Annotated in this window: 14 protein-coding genes and 1 pseudogene; 10 read left to right on the top strand and 5 right to left on the bottom strand. The window is 65.6% G+C overall.

Annotated elements, in window-relative coordinates:
• Nucleotides 1-3: 3 nt before the first annotated feature.
• The 3 genes from ABTZ89_RS11750 to ABTZ89_RS11740 all read left to right on the top strand — a co-directional run bounded on the left by ABTZ89_RS11750 (nucleotide 4) and on the right by ABTZ89_RS11740 (nucleotide 6,728).
• Nucleotides 4-3,711, top strand: coding sequence for a type I restriction endonuclease subunit R (locus ABTZ89_RS11750; protein ID WP_351043221.1), 3,708 nt, complete (start codon nucleotides 4-6; stop codon nucleotides 3,709-3,711).
• 380 nt (nucleotides 3,712-4,091) lie between these two features.
• Nucleotides 4,092-6,236, top strand: a complete 2,145-nt coding sequence (locus tag ABTZ89_RS11745; RefSeq protein WP_351043218.1) for an AIPR family protein — start codon at nucleotides 4,092-4,094, stop codon at nucleotides 6,234-6,236.
• 90 nt (nucleotides 6,237-6,326) lie between these two features.
• Nucleotides 6,327-6,728 (top strand): hypothetical protein, encoded by a 402-nt coding sequence (locus tag ABTZ89_RS11740; protein WP_351043215.1) that lies wholly within the window; start codon nucleotides 6,327-6,329, stop codon nucleotides 6,726-6,728.
• Nucleotides 6,729-6,886: 158 nt separating this feature from the next.
• Here the strand turns inward: ABTZ89_RS11740 and ABTZ89_RS11735 are convergent, their stop codons facing one another.
• Both ABTZ89_RS11735 and ABTZ89_RS11730 read right to left on the bottom strand, forming a co-directional pair.
• On the bottom strand, nucleotides 6,887-7,906 hold the full coding sequence (locus tag ABTZ89_RS11735; protein WP_351043212.1) for a YncE family protein: 1,020 nt from the start codon (nucleotides 7,904-7,906) through the stop codon (nucleotides 6,887-6,889).
• An 11-nt stretch (nucleotides 7,907-7,917) separates the two neighbouring features.
• Nucleotides 7,918-8,889: a DUF1259 domain-containing protein gene (locus tag ABTZ89_RS11730; RefSeq protein ID WP_351043209.1), complete on the bottom strand. Its 972-nt coding sequence runs from the start codon at nucleotides 8,887-8,889 to the stop codon at nucleotides 7,918-7,920.
• Nucleotides 8,890-9,067: 178 nt separating this feature from the next.
• Between ABTZ89_RS11730 and ABTZ89_RS11725 the strand changes: the two genes are divergently transcribed.
• The 6 genes from ABTZ89_RS11725 (at nucleotide 9,068) to ABTZ89_RS11700 (ending at nucleotide 15,772) form a co-directional block, all read left to right on the top strand.
• Nucleotides 9,068-9,766, top strand: a complete 699-nt coding sequence (locus ABTZ89_RS11725) for a response regulator transcription factor (RefSeq protein WP_270949741.1) — start codon at nucleotides 9,068-9,070, stop codon at nucleotides 9,764-9,766.
• On the top strand, nucleotides 9,763-11,097 hold the full coding sequence (locus ABTZ89_RS11720; RefSeq protein WP_351043206.1) for a HAMP domain-containing sensor histidine kinase: 1,335 nt from the start codon (nucleotides 9,763-9,765) through the stop codon (nucleotides 11,095-11,097). Before ABTZ89_RS11725 ends, ABTZ89_RS11720 begins: the two co-directional genes overlap by 4 nt.
• Nucleotides 11,098-11,359: 262 nt before the next feature.
• A complete protein-coding gene (locus tag ABTZ89_RS11715; protein WP_351043203.1) occupies nucleotides 11,360-12,844 on the top strand; it encodes an APC family permease in 1,485 nt (494 codons plus the stop codon).
• A complete protein-coding gene (locus ABTZ89_RS11710; protein WP_351043201.1) occupies nucleotides 12,810-14,783 on the top strand; it encodes a primary-amine oxidase in 1,974 nt (657 codons plus the stop codon). The genes ABTZ89_RS11715 and ABTZ89_RS11710 overlap by 35 nt, the downstream gene beginning before the upstream one ends.
• Nucleotides 14,767-15,153 (top strand): hypothetical protein, encoded by a 387-nt coding sequence (locus tag ABTZ89_RS11705; RefSeq protein ID WP_351043198.1) that lies wholly within the window; start codon nucleotides 14,767-14,769, stop codon nucleotides 15,151-15,153. The genes ABTZ89_RS11710 and ABTZ89_RS11705 overlap by 17 nt, the downstream gene beginning before the upstream one ends.
• A 55-nt stretch (nucleotides 15,154-15,208) precedes the next feature.
• Nucleotides 15,209-15,772: a TetR/AcrR family transcriptional regulator gene (locus ABTZ89_RS11700; protein WP_270949750.1), complete on the top strand. Its 564-nt coding sequence runs from the start codon at nucleotides 15,209-15,211 to the stop codon at nucleotides 15,770-15,772.
• A 14-nt stretch (nucleotides 15,773-15,786) separates the two neighbouring features.
• On the opposite strand, the gene ABTZ89_RS11695 is transcribed toward ABTZ89_RS11700, so the two are convergent.
• Nucleotides 15,787-16,266: a CGNR zinc finger domain-containing protein gene (locus tag ABTZ89_RS11695; RefSeq protein WP_270949751.1), complete on the bottom strand. Its 480-nt coding sequence runs from the start codon at nucleotides 16,264-16,266 to the stop codon at nucleotides 15,787-15,789.
• 97 nt (nucleotides 16,267-16,363) lie between these two features.
• On the opposite strand from ABTZ89_RS11695, the gene ABTZ89_RS11690 reads away from it, so the two are divergent.
• Nucleotides 16,364-17,230 carry an alpha/beta fold hydrolase gene (locus ABTZ89_RS11690; RefSeq protein WP_351043194.1) on the top strand — a complete coding sequence of 289 codons (867 nt, stop codon included), beginning with the start codon at nucleotides 16,364-16,366 and terminating at the stop codon, nucleotides 17,228-17,230.
• Between the two features lie 150 nt (nucleotides 17,231-17,380).
• Here ABTZ89_RS11690 and ABTZ89_RS11685 read toward each other — a convergent pair whose 3' ends face one another.
• Both ABTZ89_RS11685 and ABTZ89_RS11680 read right to left on the bottom strand, forming a co-directional pair.
• Nucleotides 17,381-17,749 (bottom strand): carboxymuconolactone decarboxylase family protein, encoded by a 369-nt coding sequence (locus ABTZ89_RS11685; protein WP_351043191.1) that lies wholly within the window; start codon nucleotides 17,747-17,749, stop codon nucleotides 17,381-17,383.
• A gap of 112 nt (nucleotides 17,750-17,861) precedes the next feature.
• A pseudogene (locus ABTZ89_RS11680) lies at nucleotides 17,862-18,209 on the bottom strand (MerR family transcriptional regulator); the annotation flags it as partial.
• Nucleotides 18,210-18,500 lie beyond the last annotated feature (291 nt).

Here is an 18,500-nt window from a genome sequence, read left to right as displayed (position 1 = left end):
CGGATGGCGGATGCGACGCGTGAAGAGGCGTTCGAGGTCGAGATCGCTGAGTACCTTGCCGAACGTGGCTGGTTGTACTCGCCGAACGCCGACGGCTACGACCGTGAACGGGCACTGTTTCCGGCGGACGTGTTCGCCTGGCTGGAGGAGACACAGCCGGAGGAGTTCGCGAAGGTCGTTTCCGTCGGCGCGGCTTCGGAACCGAAAGAGCGCGCGCGTCTGCTCGACACACTGGTCAAGCGGCTCGACACGAAGATGGAGCACGGCGGTGGCACGTTGAATGTGCTGCGCCGGCCGTTTTCGCACATCAACGCGAAGTTCCGGATGTGTCAGTTCGCTCCGGCCACGACGCTGAATCCCAAGACCGCAGCAGACTACGCGGCGGTTCGACTACGGGTGATGCGCCAGGTGACCTACTCGCCCAACGGCGGCGGTGGGCGGATCGATCTCGTGTTCTTCGTGAACGGTCTGCCAGTGGCGACCCTGGAGTTGAAGACCTACTTCAAACAGCAGGCGCGGTCCGCCATCGAGCAATACCGCAAGGACCGCGATCCGAACGGGCAACCCCTGCTGGCGTTCGGGCGCACGCTGGTGCACTTCGCAGTCGACGACGACGAAGTGTGGATGACCACCAAGCTTGCCAGGTCGAAGACATTCTTCCTGCCTTTCAACAAGGGCACGTTGGACGGAGGGAAGGGAAACCCGCCGAATCCGAGTGGTCCGGCCACGTCGTACCTGTGGGAAGAGGTCCTGGAACGCCGCTCGTGGCTGAACATCCTCGGGTCGCTGATGTTCCTGCGGCATGAGGAGAACACCGACCCCATCACCGGGAAGACGTCGAAGAAGACGACACTGATCTTCCCGCGCTATCACCAATGGGACGCGGTCAGGAAACTCGTCTCGACGGTTGGTGAAGAGGGCCCGGGCGCACGGTACCTCGTGCAGCACTCGGCAGGTTCGGGCAAGACGAACACGATCGCCTGGACCGCGCACCGCTTGGCGCGGATGCACACGGCCGAGAACAAGAAGATGTTCGACAAGGTCCTCGTCATCAGTGACCGCCGAGTGCTGGACCGGCAGTTGCAGGACGCAGTGCGCCAGGTCGACAACACAGCGCATCTGGTGACCACGATCGACGACGCTGAGGTGCGTCGAGCCGGCGGATCGAAGTCGAAGGCACTCGCCGCTGCGCTGTCGGGGAACTCGCTGATCGTGATCGTGACGATTCAGACGTTCCCGTTTGTCATGGATCTGCTCACCGGTGAACTGGCGGGCAAGAACTTCGCGGTGATTGCGGACGAAGCGCACACCTCGCAGTCGGGGTCGACGGTTAAGGAGTTGCGCAAGGTCCTGACGGCTGGCGACGTCGAAGTGCCCGAGGGCGAAGAATTCTCGGCGGAAGACGTGCTGAACGCGAAGATCAGCGCGATGACCGCTGCACGGGCGGAGCCAAAGAACATCTCCTACCTGGCGTTCACAGCAACACCGAAGTCGAAGACACTGACGACCTTCGGCCGAAGGGATCCAGCGGATCCGGATGCGAAGCCCAAGGCCTTTCACGTGTACACCATGCGGCAGGCGATCGAGGAGGGGTTCATCCTCGACGTACTGCGCGGATATCAGTCGTACAAGACCGCTTTCGAGATCGAGGAAAGGGCCGGCGCGCACGAGCTCGTCGATTCGAAGGCCGCCGCGCGCGGCATCATGCGGTTCGTCAAGCTCCATGAGATCAACATCGGCCAGAAGGTCGAGATCATTGTCGAACACTTCCTTGCCAACGTGGCGCACCTGTTGGAAGGGCATGCGAAGGCGATGGTCGTTACGGACAGCCGCGTCGCTGCTGTCCGGTACAAGCGGGCGATAGACGAGTACATCAGCCGCAAGAAGTACGGGTTGAAGACGATCGTGGCGTTCTCCGGCGTCGTGAACGACTCGGACTACGGCATCGTGGACGAGTCCGAGAAGTCGATGAACCCCGGTTTGAAATCCGACCTCGCTGCGGAGTTCCGGCGTTCGGACTACCGCGTGATGATCGTGGCCGACAAGTTCCAGACCGGGTTCGACCAACCGCTGTTGTGCGCGATGTACGTCGACAAGAAGCTCCCTGACGTGCACGCCGTGCAAACGTTGTCTCGCCTGAACCGGACCTACCGCACCCCGAACGGCGAACAGAAAGACACGACGTTCGTCCTGGACTTCGTCAACGAACCTGCCGACATCCAGGACGCCTTCGAGCCCTACTACACCGAAGCGCGGGTTGAGCGGGAGACCGACCCGAATATCGTCCACGAGATCGTGGCCAAGCTCGCCGTGAACGCGATCTACACCTGGACGGAAGTCGAGGAGTTCGCGACCGCGTGGTTCTCCGGAGGCTCACACGCCGAACTCGCAGCGGCCGTGAAGCCTGCGAAGGACCGCTTCGCGACTCGTTACGAGACAGCGCGGGCAACCGAGGACCGGGAGGAACAGGACCGTTTGGAGCTGTTCCGCAAGGACGCGAGCACGTTCGTGCGGATGTACGACTTCATGTCCCAAGTCATCGACTACGGCGACACTGACCTCGAAAAGCTCAGCGTGTACCTGCGCCAGCTCGTGCGTGTCATCGAGATCGACCGGGTCTCCGCGGAAGTCGACTTGTCGGACCTCATGCTCAAGCGCGTCAAACAGATCGACCGGGGCAAGGTGTCGATCACGCTCGGAACACATGAGGTGGCGTTGCCGGGGATCGGCGGCGCGGGGTCCGGGGATGTAAACCAGGATCCGAACCTCGTACGACTGACCGAGGTCATCGAGCGCATCAACGACCTGTTCGGTGGCGAACTCGGGCCGGAAGAGATCGAAAGCTTCGTCAAACCCGTCGCGGCCAAGGCCGAGGAAGCCCCCGGCATCGCCGACCAGATCGACAACAACGCCAAAGATCAATTCCTCGAATCAGTCCACGTCAAGAACGCGATCATAGATGCTGCCTTCGACATCGAAGCAGCGGTCGGCAAGCTGTCGCGGGCCACAATGGCCGACGATTTACGAGCCGCGCAGCTAACCCGGATCATTGGCGAGTACATGTGGGAAACGAGACATGAGGCGCCCAGTAAAATTCCGGGCCTGCGAGGCTGGGAGCAGAACCTTCACATTGTCCGAGTTGGGCCGACTAGGGGAGAGGTCGATGCCCCTGCCGAACCTGATCAAATAATCTCGGTAGACGCGTACCTAGTCACGGCCGACATGATGGCTGCTGAGAGGGTCGCGGCAGCGCTGGACAATCTTGCTTCTTTTCTTGGCTATAGCTCTCCCTTCGAGGAAGAAATTTATTATGGATCTATATGGCGGCGGGCGAAAGGATGGATTCGGGCTGGAATCAAATCCTCCGACGTTCAAGATCGACTTGTAAAGATTGAGCGCGCGATTGAAATAAAATATCTAGATGCACGGCAAGCGGAAGCGGATTTCAAATCAGCGGAAGCTGTATCGAAGATAGTTGACAGCCTGGACGGAATTTCCGAAGCATGCTTGAAAGTTGGGTCAATTCTTATAGTGAAACATCCCGCTCAAGGAGGGGATCCTCAAATTTTGGTGCGGAACTTGTCGCAACTTGAAATGCGGGCATTTGAGCGATTTCCGGAGATTCAGAAAAATCCTAGAAAGACTCTAGATGCGCTAGCCGCAGCTGCCGCAAGTATTGAAATATCGACCGATTTGGATCAGATTCCATAGGTTCATTCCTGATCATGCTAGCTGTAGTGTTGCCCCGAGCGGGGACACGGCATCGATGATCCATGGGGCGGTGGGGATTTTCCTGCATAAAAGGATCTGCTGACGCCTGCCTAGTGTGAACAGAAGAAATTTTTTGTCGATTCCATACGGGTTTGAAGTATGGTCTGCTGGTCAACATTGCCCAATGTGAAGGTGTTGCAGACCAGAAGATGGATTCCCTTTCGTCTTTTTGGGCGAATCCTCTGTTATTGCTACTGCGTCTGGTCTAGCCGTGGCAGGATCAGTAGCAAGGTGTTGGCTCACTATCAAGATTGTGAGCAGCGGCACTGTAAGGGGAGGAGTACGAATCCAGTATGTCAAGCAGTCAGGGCCCCGGGGACATGGCAGTGCAGGTCCGCCAGGTTGAACGGGCATTGCGTAAGGTCTATATCGATGCAGATCTGCTGGATTCTGCTGACCTAGACGGAAAGACTGACGAAGAACGTGAACCTCGCCTCTTGTCACGCGCGCTTGCCGCTCAGGCTGTGCGAATAGTGACTGGGTTCAGCCCTAAGGAAGCAGCATCCACGGTTATTGACGGGGCGAACGATCAAGGTATCGATGCGATTGCAGTTGTGGACGGCCCAGATCCACACGTTTACCTTGTACAGGCAAAATGGAGCAAGAACGGAAATGCAAAAAGCGAAAGAGTGGCAGTCAAGGAACTGATTGATGGCCTACGTCTCATTGATGATGAAGATTTCGCTGCCTTTAATCCGCGTGGACAGCAACTTGCTGAACTAGCCAAGGCCGCAGTAGAGAAGGCGCCCGTTCCGATAACGCAAGTTGTTGCGCTCATGCGAGCAGGCGACGTAACTGAAGGTTTTCACGATGCTCTCCGTCGAGGAGAAGAAGATTTTAACAGGCATGGCGAGATCTTGGATCATCGGATCCTTCTTTCAGGGGACATCTGGAAGTCTATTCGTGATGATTTGCGGCCATCTCCCGTAACCCTTACCGCTGATCTTTTCCCTTGGTTCACTATCAGCGATCCGTATGAATCATTCCAAGGTGTCGTCGAGGCTGAGCAGGTGGCTGAATGGGCGGAACATGGGTCAAAGCTTTTCAATCTAAACATCAGGAATCCCCTTGGTCGAACTTCAATCAATAGCGATCTGATTGAAACGCTTAGGAATGAGCCTGCAAATTTCTGGTATTTCAACAATGGTGTTACTATCCTGTGTGAATCTGTTGAACGAAGCTCGCGTTCAATGCGCCTTCCGCAGGCGTATCCGATCACGTTGAAGTTGCATAATGCGAGTGTGGTTAATGGCGCACAGACTGTCCGTTCCGTGGCGGAGGCGGTGGCCCTGACTGAAGAGGCGGCCTACTCTCGGGTCGGTGTACGTATTATTGTTACTGGCCAATCCGCAGATTTTGCTAATAAGACGACGCAGGCCACGAATCGACAGAATCGAGTTGAGGCGCGCGACTTTGTAGCTCTGGATAGGGTCCAGGCGGCGATCATCGACGAAATGCGGGCGGAACTAGGTCTCGAATATGCTGTTCGGCGTAGTGAGCTGGAGCCGAATTCGAATACGGGCTGTTCGGTCGTCGAGGCAGCTTATGCACTTGCATGCGCCCATCCAGATGCGCAGTATGCGGCACGCATCGCGATTGCCTCGGACGCGTTGTGGGAGCGTGGATCGCAGGGGATGTATGATGTTCTGTTCCGTCCTCAGCCAGGCGTATATCTTTTGTGGAATGCGGTCCAAGTTCTCCGGTCTGTACGGGAAAACTTGCATGGTCTTCGTCGTCGCTATGAAGGGCGAGGCGCTGCCCTCATTGAACACGGTGTTTATCTAATTTCTCATCTTGTCTTTCGGCGCCTCGATGTGGATTCGATTAATGAGCCGGATCCGCAACTTGAATGGTTTAAAAGCGCAAGCGAGCACGTTCCAGAATTGGTCAAGGAATTGGTTCCCGCGGCAATTTCTGCAATTGATGATCTGTACAGTAGTCGTTCACAGATCCGCGCGGTTTGTTCAGATTCAGCCCGCTGTCGCGAGCTTGTAGATTACGTTCTTGCAGCTGGCGATTCAAATGGATTGGTCGTGGAGGATAAGTATCTACGTGCTCCTACGCAGCGTAAGCGTCGCCGTCCAAACGCTGTGTCAGTAATCATTGATCAGGATCTGCTTGCCGAGGGGGAACCACTCGTACTTACTTCTCCGACCTCGACCGAGGCTGACGCAGTACAAGGCTGGCTGGAGGAGGATTCCCGGCGTCAGCGGGCTACTTGGGTTCCGCAACGTTCCAAACCGATACTTTGGTCCTTTGACGGTAAGCGTTATTCGCCGTCCGGATTGGTTTCCCATATTTGGAAGCTTGCGGGATGGGAACAACGTCCTGTTGCGGTCCAAGGTACGGCTCGCTGGGCGACTAATTCGGGCGCGACGTTGGCTGACCTGGCGTGGCGTGCTCTCAGTCAGCTTGAAGGAAGTGACCTTGAAGGAGAGGAAGGTGCCACGAACTCTGATCTGTAATTGACGGCGCATGGGGCGTCAAGGCCGGATCAGGAGGCGGGCGGACATCCACTGGATGCGCTGGTTCTCGACCCCGCGGGCATGCGCCGATTGGGCGACGAGGCGCGGTTCGGGGCGATCTTGGAAGGCATCGTCGCTGACGAGGCGCCGCGGTTGTTCGCCGTCGTACAGGAGTACGGTGACCGGGGCGATGGCCGAATCGCCGCCTGGTTGTTGGCTTTTGCCGATCACGCGGAGGTCATCGCTGTCGGTGGCGGGCTGCGGATGAGCCTGTCGGCGCCAGAGAGTGCGCTTCGCGGGTTCAACATCGGCAGCCGTATTCGCGCACGTGTCTGGTCTGGTTCAACCCTGACGCAGCGACGGACGGCACCTGAGCGGTCGCGCGGCGCCATTGGGTTGACGTTCTGCGCGGGTCGCCATCCGGGCGACATTCGCTGGGCTCTTTCTTGGCATTGTGCTCCCTGGCTGGTGTGCCCAGAAAATGCCGAGTAAGAAGCGTGATCTCGTGGATGATGTCACCCGGCCACAGGTTTGCGACAGCTAGGTTGTGGATACGGCCGCGCAGCTGGCACGCAGGCTCGACAGTGCGACTCGAGTTACCGGCATCTGGAACTGAATGGCCGAGGTGCGCGGCCCAACCCGAGCTGGCGTTAGGGTGCGGGCTCGCGGTCCAGGAGCGCTGGGTGGCCGGTCGTGCCTGCTGGTACCGGGTAGTAGCTGTGGTGGGTGAGCGGGTCTGCGGCGACCACGTGCGCATCCGTTGCCAGGAAGCCCGATCCGATCACGACCGGCTGGCCTCCGCGCGCATCGAGCACGGTCAGCCAGCCGCTCTCCGCCGCGACGTACAGCCGGTTCAGGCCGGGGTCGTAGGCCAGGACGTCGGGGTCACGTCCGACGTTCGCTGTTCCGCTGACCTTCTCGGAGTCCAGACCGACGGTCAGCAACCTCGCGTTGCCGTCGCATGCGACGAAGGCCTGGCGCTGCACCGGGGCCAGAGCCAGGCCGTGGTCGTGGTCGCAGCCCGGCAACGCGATTCGCCGAGTCACGGCGAGCGTGGTCGGGTCCAGGACGGCGAGCTCGTTCCGGGACTGGACGTCCACGAGCATCCGGTCGGCGACCGGGTCGTAGGCGACGTTGCCGACCTCCCCGCCCAGCACCGCCGTGCCCCGCACGGCGCCGGTGGCGGCATCGACGACGGTCTCCGTTCCACCTCGCTCGTTGGTCGTCCACACCGCGTTGCGGCGCGCGTCGTAGGCCAGTCCGTCGGGGTAGTCGCCGGTCGGGGCTCGGCCGATGACCTGTCCGGTGTCCTCGTCCAGCACGACCACCTCGTTCCGGCCCGTGGCCGTCGCGTAGACGCGGTGCAGCGCGGGAACCACGAGCACTCCGTGCACTTGCGACACGTTCGGAATCACCCGCACCACACGAGAAGCGCGCACGTCGACCTCGACGACCTCGCTGGCACCGAGGTGCGCCACGAACAGCAGACCGCGGTCCGGGTCCAGGCTCGCGTAGTCGAACCGCGAGCCCCCACCTGGCAGATCCACCTCGCCGACAGCACGCAACGGCAACGAGGAAGGCTGCGGACGCAGGTACGTCGTCGCCGCGACCACGACGATCGCCAGGACCAGCACGCCGAGAGCGACCAGCGCCCACCAGCGACCCTTCATCGCGCCGCTCCCTATCGCGCGGGTTGGGCGTTCGTGGCGTCAACAGCCGCCCGAAGCGACTTCGCCAGCGCCACACCGTCGTCGACGCCCCAGAAGTGCAGGTAGAACAGCCGGGGTTCGTCGGTGAGGCTGTGGTTGTGCAGCGCGACCACGCTGATCCCGCCCTTGCGCAGCGCCTGCACCACCTTCTCCACCTCCGGCGCGGTCATCGCGAAGTCGCCGTTGACCGCGGCCCTGCCGCCACCGACGGGCTGGAAGTTGAGCCCGGTGTTGACGCCGGTTCCGGGCGGGACGACGTGGCCGGAGTCGGTGACGACGTCCTTGCGGGCGATGCTGAACTTGTAGATCCCGCCGTCAGCCGTTCCCTTGCGCCCGAGCGCGTTGTCGATGCCAGCGGTGTCCAGCTCGACCGGTGGTTGCGGAGCGGCCGGAGTGGCTCGTGGGGTAGCGGTGGCGTCCAGCGCGGCCCGCACCCCTTGCGCGAGTTGAACCGGGTCGCCCATGCCGTGGACGTGGGTCCACCACACCGGCGGGGATTGCTCCAGCAGGTGCTTGTGCAGCGCGGTCTGCTCGATCCCGTGCGCTTGCAGCGCGTCGGTGACCTTGGGCAGTTCGTTCTCGGTCACCACGAGGTCGCCCATCAGCATCGTGGTGTCGTCGTACTTGGTGAACGTGGCGTAGCCGCCCAGGGACAAGCCCGGCTTGATGGTGACGCCTTGCGAGACCACGTTGGTGAGGTCCGACCTGGTCAGCGCGACGCGGTAGACGGTGTTGCCATCGGTGAGCTTGCCCGGTCGGCCCAGCGCATCGGCAACGCCCTTCCAATCGGCGTCGGCGGTGGCGATCGGCTGGTGCCCGCCCGGGCCCGCTTCGGGCGCCTCTCCTCGACCGCCCGGAGTCGGCGCCCCACCACATCCCGCCAGCGCCGCCAGCAGCACGGCCACGATCGGAACCGCTGCTCGACGCGCTCGAGTGCTCGACATCTCCGGCCTCCAATCGAGGAGCCCACCCCGGCCCGCTCCGGTCGGCCGAGGCCCGTCGGCGGGGGATTCCTCCTGCGAGCCGGGTGTGCAACCGTGGTTTTCCGAGTACAGGGATAGCTCCTGGACATGAAGCGCCGATGAAGGCGGAACCGTCCTCGCCGGGCGGAGGTGAACGGCCGTGCGGGTGCTGGTCGTCGAGGACGAACCGAAGATGGCCGGGCTGCTGCGCAGGGGCCTCGCCGAGGAGGGCTACGCGGTCGACGTCGCCGCCGACGGCGCGGACGGGTTCGCCGCGGCGATGAGCCGCAGCTACGACGCGGTCGTGCTCGACGTGATGCTGCCCGAGCTGTCCGGGTTCGAGGTCTGCCGGCGACTGCGCAGCAGCGAGGTGTGGGTTCCGGTGCTGATGCTCACCGCCCGCGCAGCGGTCTCGGACCGCATCGCCGGGCTCGACGACGGGGCGGACGACTACCTGACGAAACCGTTCCACCTCAAGGAGCTGTTCGCCCGCCTGCGCGCCCTGACCCGGCGGGGACCGGTGCCTCGGCCGACGCAGCTCACCGCCGGAGACCTGCGCGTGGACCCGTCCAGCCAGCGGTGCTGGCGGGGCGACGTCGAGGTGGTGCTCACCGCCAAGGAGTACGCGTTGCTGGAGGCGTTCCTGCGGCGCCCCGGCGCCGTGCTCACCCGCGAAGTCCTGCTGGAGCACTGCTGGGACTTCGCCTACGAATCGCGGTCCAACGTCGTCGACGTCCACATCCGCGCCCTGCGCGACAAGATCGACCGCCGCTTCGGCGTCAGATCCCTGGAAACCGTGCGAGGCACCGGGTACCGGCTGCGCGCGGACGGCGGCCGGGCGGACGCGGGGCAGCGATGATCAGCCGTTGGTCCCTGCGGCTGCGGCTGACCGCCGCGTTCACCCTCACGATGGCCCTGATCCTCACCGCCGCCGCCATCGGCACCGTCGTCAACTCCCGAGCCTCGCTCGACGAGTCGATCACCGAGTCGCTGCAGTACAGGCTGCGCGACGTGCAATCGGCGGCCGACGAGCTCGCACCCGTCCTGACCAGCGGTCGGGACACCGCGGAGCAGGTCCTCGACGCAGAGGGGAAGGTCGTGGCCAGTTCCGGTGGCGACCAGCCGCTGCTGACCCCTTCGGAGTTCGCTGCCGCCCAACGCGGCCCGATCATCGTCGAACACCCCGGAGCCGGCGCGCTGACCGGACCCGTGCGCGTCGCAGCAGGACCAGCCGAACCCCGCGTTGCGGTGGCCGCCGTGAGCCTCGCCGACCGGGATGCCGCAGCGGCCGACCTCGCCCAGGAGTTGGCGGTGGCGTTCCCCCTCGTGCTCGTGGCGGCAGCCGTCGGCGCGTACCTGCTGACCGGCGCCGCGCTGCGACCGGTGGAACGCATGCGAGCTCGCGCCGCGTCGATCACCGCGGAGAATCCCGAGCAACGACTCCCGGTTCCGGAGAGCCGCGACGAGATATCGAGGCTGGGCAACACCTTCAACGACCTGCTCGGGCGCCTGCACGCAGCGCTCGACCGCGAGCGGCAGTTCGTCGCCGACGCCAGCCACGAGCTGCGCACCCCACTGAGCGTGCTCACCACGGAGCTCGAACTCGCCCTGCGCCGCCCCCGCACCCAGGACGAACTCACCGCGGCGCTCCGGTCGGCGTTGGGCGAAACCGAACGGCTCTCGCAACTCGCCCACGACCTCCTCCTGCTCGCCCGCGCCGAGCGCACCGGCGGTGGAGCACAAGCGTCCATTGTGGAGCTCTGTCCGCTGCTGACGTCCGTCGTCGACCGCCTTCGCGTCCTCGCCGACGTGCACGTGGACTGCCCTCCCGGCCTGACCGCCAGGGGTAACCCGGATGACCTGCAGCGGGCGGTGAGCAACCTGCTCGACAACGCCGTCCAGCACGGATCCGCCCCCATCGCCGTCCGCGCTCAAGACCTCCGAGACGGCAACGCGGTCATCGAAGTGCGCGACCACGGCCCTGGTCTGGACCCCGAACTGCTCCCGCACATCTTCGACCGCTTCACCCGCGCGGACACCGCCCGCACCAGCGGAGGCACCGGCTTGGGGCTCGCCATCACCGCGGCGCTCGTCCACCGGAACGGCGGATCCGTCACGGCCGCCAACGCCGCCGACGGTGGCGCCGTCTTCACCATCACCCTCCCCGCCGGTCGCCCGGAGGAGCCCTGACCGAGCGCCCTCGCGCCGACTGCCAGTCGCGAATCCCGCAGTCGAGCGGGGGAAATCTGCAGTCGGGGCGTGGACGGTGCGGGACGCGTGCCGGTTTGCTGCCCGTTGTCGTCGAATCGTCGGATTCGGTGCCGGAAAACGTCGATCAATTCAAACTATCCGATTGACAAGTTGTTCGCCGTCGCTGATGGTGATGGGCAACGAAACGGCGGCCGCCTCGGAAGAGACGACGTCATGACATGTCCTCTCGCGGAGGAACTCGATGTCGAACGCGGAAGCCCAGCACCACGCCGGTCTCAAGCAGAACGCCTTCGGCGTTCCCGGAATCCTGTTCTTCGTCCTGTCCGCCCAAGCTCCGCTGACGAGCATCGTCGGCGCGGCGGCCCTCGCCGTGGCGCTGGGCGACGGCGCCGGTGCGCCCGGTGCCTACCTGGTGGTCGGCGCCGTGATCGTGCTCTTCGCGGTGGGGTTCACCGCGAGCACCCGACATCTGGACACCCGCGGCGGGTTCTTCGCCGTGATCAGGGCGGGGCTCGGCTTCCGCACCGGAGCCGCCGGATCGGCGCTGGCGCTGCTGTCGTACAACGCGGTCCAGATCGCGATGTACGGGCTGTTCGGATCGAGCCTGTCTGGCCTGCTCGAACGGCACACGGGGATCGCGGTGCCGTGGTGGACGTGCGTCGCGGCCGCCATCGGCGTCGTCTGGTTCCTCGGCAGCCGCAAGGTCGAACTCGGTGCCCGCGTGCTGGCCGTGCTGGTCGCGTTCGAGCTGCTCCTGCTGATCGCCTTCGCCATCGGCGTGATCGCGACCAAGGGCTGGTCGGCGCTGGACGTGCCGGCCAGCTTCGGCCCGGACGCGGTCCTCGCGGGCGCACCCGGGGTGGCGATCATGTTCGCGATCGCGTCGATGTTCGGCTTCGAGTCCACCGCGATCTACTCGGCGGAGGCCAAGGACCCGCGCCGCACCGTGCCGCGCGCGACCTACATCGCAGTGGTGCTCATCGCGGTGTTCCTGGCCTTCGTGACGTGGATGCTGATCTGCTTCTACGGAGCCGCGCAGGCCCAGTCGGCGGCGCAGGCGGCGCTGGAGAGCGATCCGGCCTCGTTCGCCGTGACACCCCTCAACAGCGTCCTGGGCGAGTGGTCCGGCACCGCGGCGGACGTGCTGCTGTCGACTTCGCTGTTCGCCGGAATCCTGTCCTTCCACAACATGATCACCCGGTACCTGCACACCATGGCCGGGCACCGGCTGTGCCCGCCGAGCCTGGAGCGCACCAACCGGCACCAGGCCCCCGCGCGGGCATCGCTGGCGCAGTCGTCGCTGGCCGCGGTGGTGGTGCTGCCGTTCGCCGTTGCCGGGATGGATCCGGTGAACCAGTTGTTCAGCTGGTTCGCCGGGCTCGCCGTTGTGACGCTCGTCGTCCTCTACGTGCTCACCTCGGCCGCGGTGATCGGCTTCTTCCGCCGCACCCGTGCGGAACGCAACCCCTGGACGACGCTGATCGCACCGGCGCTCTCCGCAGTGCTGATGGTCGGCATCCTCACCCAGGTCGTGCGCAACTTCGGCGTGCTCACCGGCGGGAGCACGGTCACCGTGTGGGTGCTGCTCGCCGTCGTCCCCGTCGTGTTCATCGCGGGACTGCTGCGCTCCCGCCAGGTACTTCCGGTCACCGACCTGCCTGATCTCCCCGCATCCGACCAAGGAGGAGCCCATGTCCACAATGGAACTTCCAGTTCTTCCCGCTGACGACAGCGACGGCACGACGCATCCGCTCGCCGCGCTCACCCCCGCGGAGATCGACGCGACGCGGGAAATCCTGGCGGAGGCCGGTCTGGTCACCGCGGCCACCCGGTTCTCCTACGTCATGCTCCGCGAGCCGGACAAGCAGGACGTGCTCGAGTGGGACGGGAGCACTCCGCTGCCGCGCGAGGTCTCGCTGCTGGTGACCGAACTCGAACCGCTCGGCCTGAGCAGCGTCGTGGTCGATCTGACGGCGGGCGAGGTCGTCTCGCGCACCGTGCTCGACCCCGCCGAGGTCGGCTTCGGCCCCTGCCTGGACGAGGACTTCGAACTCGTCGACCAGATCGTCAAGAGCGACGAGGGCTGGCTCGCCGCGGTCGCCAAGCGCGGGATCACCGACGTGACCAAGGTCCGCCCGGTTCCCCTGACAGCAGGCGTTTTCGGCTACCCGGACGAGGTCGGCAGGCGGATGTACCGGGTGCTGTCGTTCTACCAACCGCACCCGGGCGAGCCGCCGTGGGCCCACCCGGTGGGCGGGGTGATCGCGCACGTCGACGTGAGCGGCCGCCGCGTGCTCCGCGTGGTGGAGACCCACGTGGAGCACGTTCCGGAGGAGTCCGGCGACTACCTGCACGAGGCGGTGCGTGGGCCCCAGCGCACCGACCTGAAGCCGATCTCGATCACCCAGCCCGAAGGCGTCTCGTTCGAGTACCGCGACGGCGTGCTGTCGTGGCAGAACTGGCAGCTGCGCGTCGGGTTCAACGGTCGCGAAGGGCTCACCCTGCACCAGGTCTCCTACGCCGACGGCGGGGTCCAGCGCCCCGTCCTCTACCGGGCGTCGGTCGCGGAGATGGTCGTCAACTACGGCGACCCGGGCCCGACGCACGGCTGGCAGAACTACTTCGACCTCGGCGAGTACCAGTTCGGGCGGCTGGCGAACTCGCTGGAGCTGGGCTGCGACTGCCTGGGCGAGATCACCTACGTCGACGCGGTGGTCTCCGACGACCACCTGCGCCCGCACGTCATCCGCAACGCCATCTGCATCCACGAGGAGGACTTCGGCGTCCTGTGGAAGCACAACGACATCTTCACCGGCACCTCGCAGACCCGGCGGCAGCGGCGGCTGGTGGTGTCGTTCTTCGGCACCGTCGGCAACTACGACTACGGGTTCTACTGGTACTTCTACCTCGACGGCACGATCGAGCTGGAGGCCAAGGCCACCGGCATCCCGTTCCCCTCGGGCTACGACGGGCAGGACCCGCACTTCGCGGAGCTCGCGCCCGGGCTCGGGGCTCCGGTCCACCAGCACCTGTTCTCCGCGCGCCTGGACATGACCGTCGACGGGGTGCGCAACCACGTCGACGAGCTGGAGGTCGCTCCGGTGCCGCCGGGGGAGGGCAACCCCTGGGGCAACGCGATCGGCCGCAAGAGCACCCGGTTGCGCACCGAGCACGAGGCCCAGCGCGTCGCCGCGAACCACCTCAACCGGGTCTGGGCGATCGCCAGCTCCGAGCGCGCGAACCGGTTCGGCAAGCCGACCTCGTACGTGCTGCACCCGGAGGGCCAACCGGCGCTGCTCGCCGACGAGCATTCGTCGGTCGCGCGCCGCGCCACCTTCGCGCGCAAGCACCTCTGGGTGACCCGCTACGACCGGGACCAGCTGTGGCCCTCGGGCTACACGGTCAACCAGAACCCGGGTGGTGACGGCCTGCCCGCCTACGCGGCCGAGGACCGGCCGATCGACGGTGAGGACGTGGTGCTCTGGCACACCTTCGGGCTGACGCACTACGTCCGCACCGAGGACTGGCCGATCATGCCGGTGGACTACACGGGCTTCAAGCTCAAGCCGGACGGCTTCTTCGACCGCAACCCGACGCTCGACGTGCCCGACCTCAGCACCGCGCACGGCTGCTGCGGCGGAGGCGAATGTGGTTGCCACGACTAGCACTCCGCCCGGCGAGTACCGATCACGGTGCCGGTGGATCGCCGGGGTCGCCGTGGTCGGTGCCGCCGGGCACGTGGGTGCCGCGCTGATCGACCAGCACGGGTGGGTTCTCACGGTGGTCTTCGCGGTGATGGCGCTGCTGTGCGTGCCGTGCGCCGCGCACCTGCTGCGCGGCAGCCCGACCGCGTTGCGGCTGGTCGCCGCCAACGCGGCCGGCATGGTCGTCGCCCACCTCGTGCTCGCCGCCACCAGCGGTGGCCACCACACCGGCTCCCCGGCGCTGGCCGTCCTCACCGTCGTCGAATGCGGCATCGCCGCGAGCGCGTGGTACACCGCGCGCCATTCGCCCCGGCCAGCACGACCGCACTGATCGCAGTCGCCCACCCCTCGCGCATTACCCTGAACGGGAGAACTGGAGGGGCGCGATGGCGGGGCTGACGTACGGCACCGGGCGGCAGGCGCTGCTGGACGCCGCGGTGCGGGTCGTGGCGGCGCAGGGCCTGCGCGGGCTGACCTACCGCTCGGTGGCCGCCGAGGCCGGGGTGACCCACGGCTCCGTGCGCTACCACTTCGGTGACTGGGAGACGCTGGTGCAGGAGGCGCTCGCGCACTGCGTCAAGCGCAGCGTCGAGGACGGGGATCTGTCGTCGCCGGGGGAGGACTTCGAGGAGTTCGCCTCCGGCCTGATCTCGCTGGTCGCGGCCGATCCGGATGCGCAAGCGTTCCAGTACGAGCTGTACATGGAAGCCCGGCGGCGCCCGGAGCTCCGCCCGGTCATGGAGCGCGCGAACGGCCTGTACCGCGAGGCCGTCGGCGCTGAGCTCGCGCGGCACGGCCTGGACGACCCCGACCTGGCCGAGCTGGTGTTCGTCACCCTCGACGGCCTCGTCTTCCACCAGACGGTCTTCGGCGACTCGGACCGGACCGAACGCGCCGCCGCCGCACTGCGAAACCTGCTCGAGACGTACCGCACCGCCAAGGGAACCTGAGCCGGATCCGCGGGTCAGCGGGTGCGTTCGTAGTGGCGGCGCGCTTTCTCGCGGTTGCCGCAGGTGGCCATCGAGCACCAGCGGGCGCGGTTGGCCCGGCTGCGGTCGAGCAGGAACAGCTGGCACTCGTCGTTGGCGCAGGGGCGCAGCCGGCCGGGCAGTCGCTGCTCGGTGTCGGCCCAGGCGAGGACCGCCTCGACGGCCAGCCGGGCGTGCGGGGGAGTCTCGACCGTCCACTGGAGACCGTCCGAAGTGGCCTCCGGAACCTGGTGGACCCCTTCGAGCAGCGGGCTCAACGCGGCGGGTGAGCTTTCGCCGCGCACCACGTCCTGCAGGACGTCCCGCGCCTCGCGCAGCAGCTCCAGCTCCGCGAGGCTGCCGTCGCCGCCGTGCTCCCGCGCCCAGCGCCTGCCTTCGACCGGGTCGCCGAGCGCGTCCTGCTCCTCGCCGTTGACCAGTGGCCTGCTGTTGAGCAGGTCCAGCAACGCATCCATCGAACTCCCTAACCAGATCGAGCCCTTTGACAGGTTAGCTCCCCCCATGCTTCCATGGCGAATACCTAACCGCATCAAACACTCGAAGAGGTTAGAAATGAGCTCGGTGCGCCACCGGACCGCCACCGTCGGCGGCCACGAGATCTTCTACCGCGAAGCCGGTCCTGCCGACGCTCCGGCGATCGTCCTGCTGCACGGCTTCCCGACCAGCTCGTTCATGTTCCGCGAGCTCATCCCGCTGCTGGCCGACGACTACCACGTCATCGCGCCGGACCACCTCGGCTTCGGCCACTCAGCTGCGCCCGCCGCGGACGAGTTCACCTACACCTTCGACGCCCTCGCCGAACTCACCTCCGGCCTGCTCGACCAACTGGGCCTGGACCGCTACGCCCTCTACGTCCAGGACTACGGCGCCCCCATCGGATGGCGCCTCGCGCTCGAGCACCCCGACCGGATCTCCGCTGTCGTCACCCAGAACGGCAACGGCTACGAGGACGGTTTCGTCGACGCGTTCTGGGCCGACGTCTGGGCCTACGCCGAGAACCCCGGCCCCAGCACCGAACCCGCCGTCCGCGCCGCGCTGAGCCGCGACGCCATCCGCTGGCAGTACGTGCACGGAGTGCCCGACCCGAGCCTGATCAGCCCGGACACCTGGGAGCACGATTTCGCCCTCGTCTCCCGCGAGGGCAACGACGAGATCCAGCTGGCACTGTTCCGCGACTACCAGAACAACCGCCCGCTCTACCCGCTGCTGCACGAATACCTGCGCACCAGCGAGGTCCCGGTCCTCGCGGTGTGGGGCCGCAACGACGAGATCTTCGGCCCGGCCGGCGCCGAGGCCTTCACCCGCGACGCCAAGGACCCGGAGGTCCACCTGATCGACGGAGGCCACTTCCTCCTGGAAAGCCACCTGAAACTCGTCGCGGGCTACCTCCACGGCTTCCTCGGCCGAGTACTGGCCTGAACGCAAAGTCGATTCGGAAGAGGGGAAGCGCGGAAATCTGGCGGGCCGGCAGCCAAGTCGGCTGCCGGCCCGCGGTCATCAGACGGGGAGCTCAGCCGGCGAGCTCGTCATCTCGCTCGGCGAAGACCTCGCGGGCGGCGAAGGTCGCGTTCACAGCACGGGGAAGCCGCAGAACACGGCGGCGTGCAGGATTGCTTCGGTGATCTCCTCGCGGCTGATGCCCACGTTCAGGGCGGCGCCGATGTGGACCTTGAGCTGGGGTTCGCAGCCCCCCAGCGCGGTCAGGGCGCCGAGGGTGACCAGCTGTCGGCTGCGGGGGTCGAGCCCGGGTCGGTCGTAGATGTCCCCGAAGGCGAACGCGGCGACGTGGTGCCCGAGGGCGGGGTTGATGTCGGCGAGCGAGTCGATGACTGCCTCGCCTTGATGTCCGTCGATCTTGGAGAGGACGGATTGCCCGTGACGACGGCGGGCGACGTTGTCGGGGCTGTTGAGGTCGTGCTGCGGGGCGGTGCTCGTCATGGCTGGTGTGCTTCCTGGTAGACGGCGATCTTGTACTCGGTGGCGCAAGCGCGAGCTGCAGCTGGGCGATCTGGGACCGCAAGGTGTCGCGGTGCTCCAGCAGCATGTCGACGCGCTCGGACACGGTGTCCTGGCCCGCGTCGGCGAGGTCGACGTAGTGGCGCAGGTCGCTGATCGGCATGCCCGAGGTGCGCATCCGGGTCAGGAACACCAGCCGGCGCACTGCGGCCGCGTCGTAGCGGCGGTGACCGGCTGCATCGCGGGCGACGCGAACCAGGTCGATGCGTTCGTAGTAACGCAGCGTGTGCGGGCTCAACCCGAGGTGCGCGGCCGTCGTGGCGATGTCCCACTCGACTGCGTCGTCATCTCGCGCGAGCTCGCGCAGAGCTTCGACCGACACCCCACCGGGCGGATCCACCGCTAGGCGCAGCGCCTGGTGCAGCGCATCGTCTTGTTCCATGCCCAGGAACGCTAGGGCTTTGAGCGCGCTCAAACGCAAGCGCGGGATCGAACGATGTTCCCGCCGTCACACCTGGCTGTCGCTTCCGGTAGTGCTCGAGCGGGGTGCCGGCGGTCCTGCCGACACCCCGCTTCGCTGCCTCGGGTGCCGCTACTCGGCGGGCTGCCGGTCGAGTGCGCGACCCGTCGTCGCGTCGATGTGGTCGGGGAGCTCGTCGTGGCGGTCGCCGACGGTCGAGGTCCCGCTGGGCTCGAACATGAGGATGGCCGCACCGGTGGGGGCGGAGGGCTT

Origin of the sequence: Saccharopolyspora sp. NPDC002686 (genome assembly GCF_040295745.1) — a bacterium.
Taxonomy (GTDB): domain Bacteria; phylum Actinomycetota; class Actinomycetes; order Mycobacteriales; family Pseudonocardiaceae; genus Saccharopolyspora; species Saccharopolyspora oryzae.
Note: the sequence above shows the minus strand (reverse complement) of the source record. Positions and strands in the feature narration are given on the sequence as shown.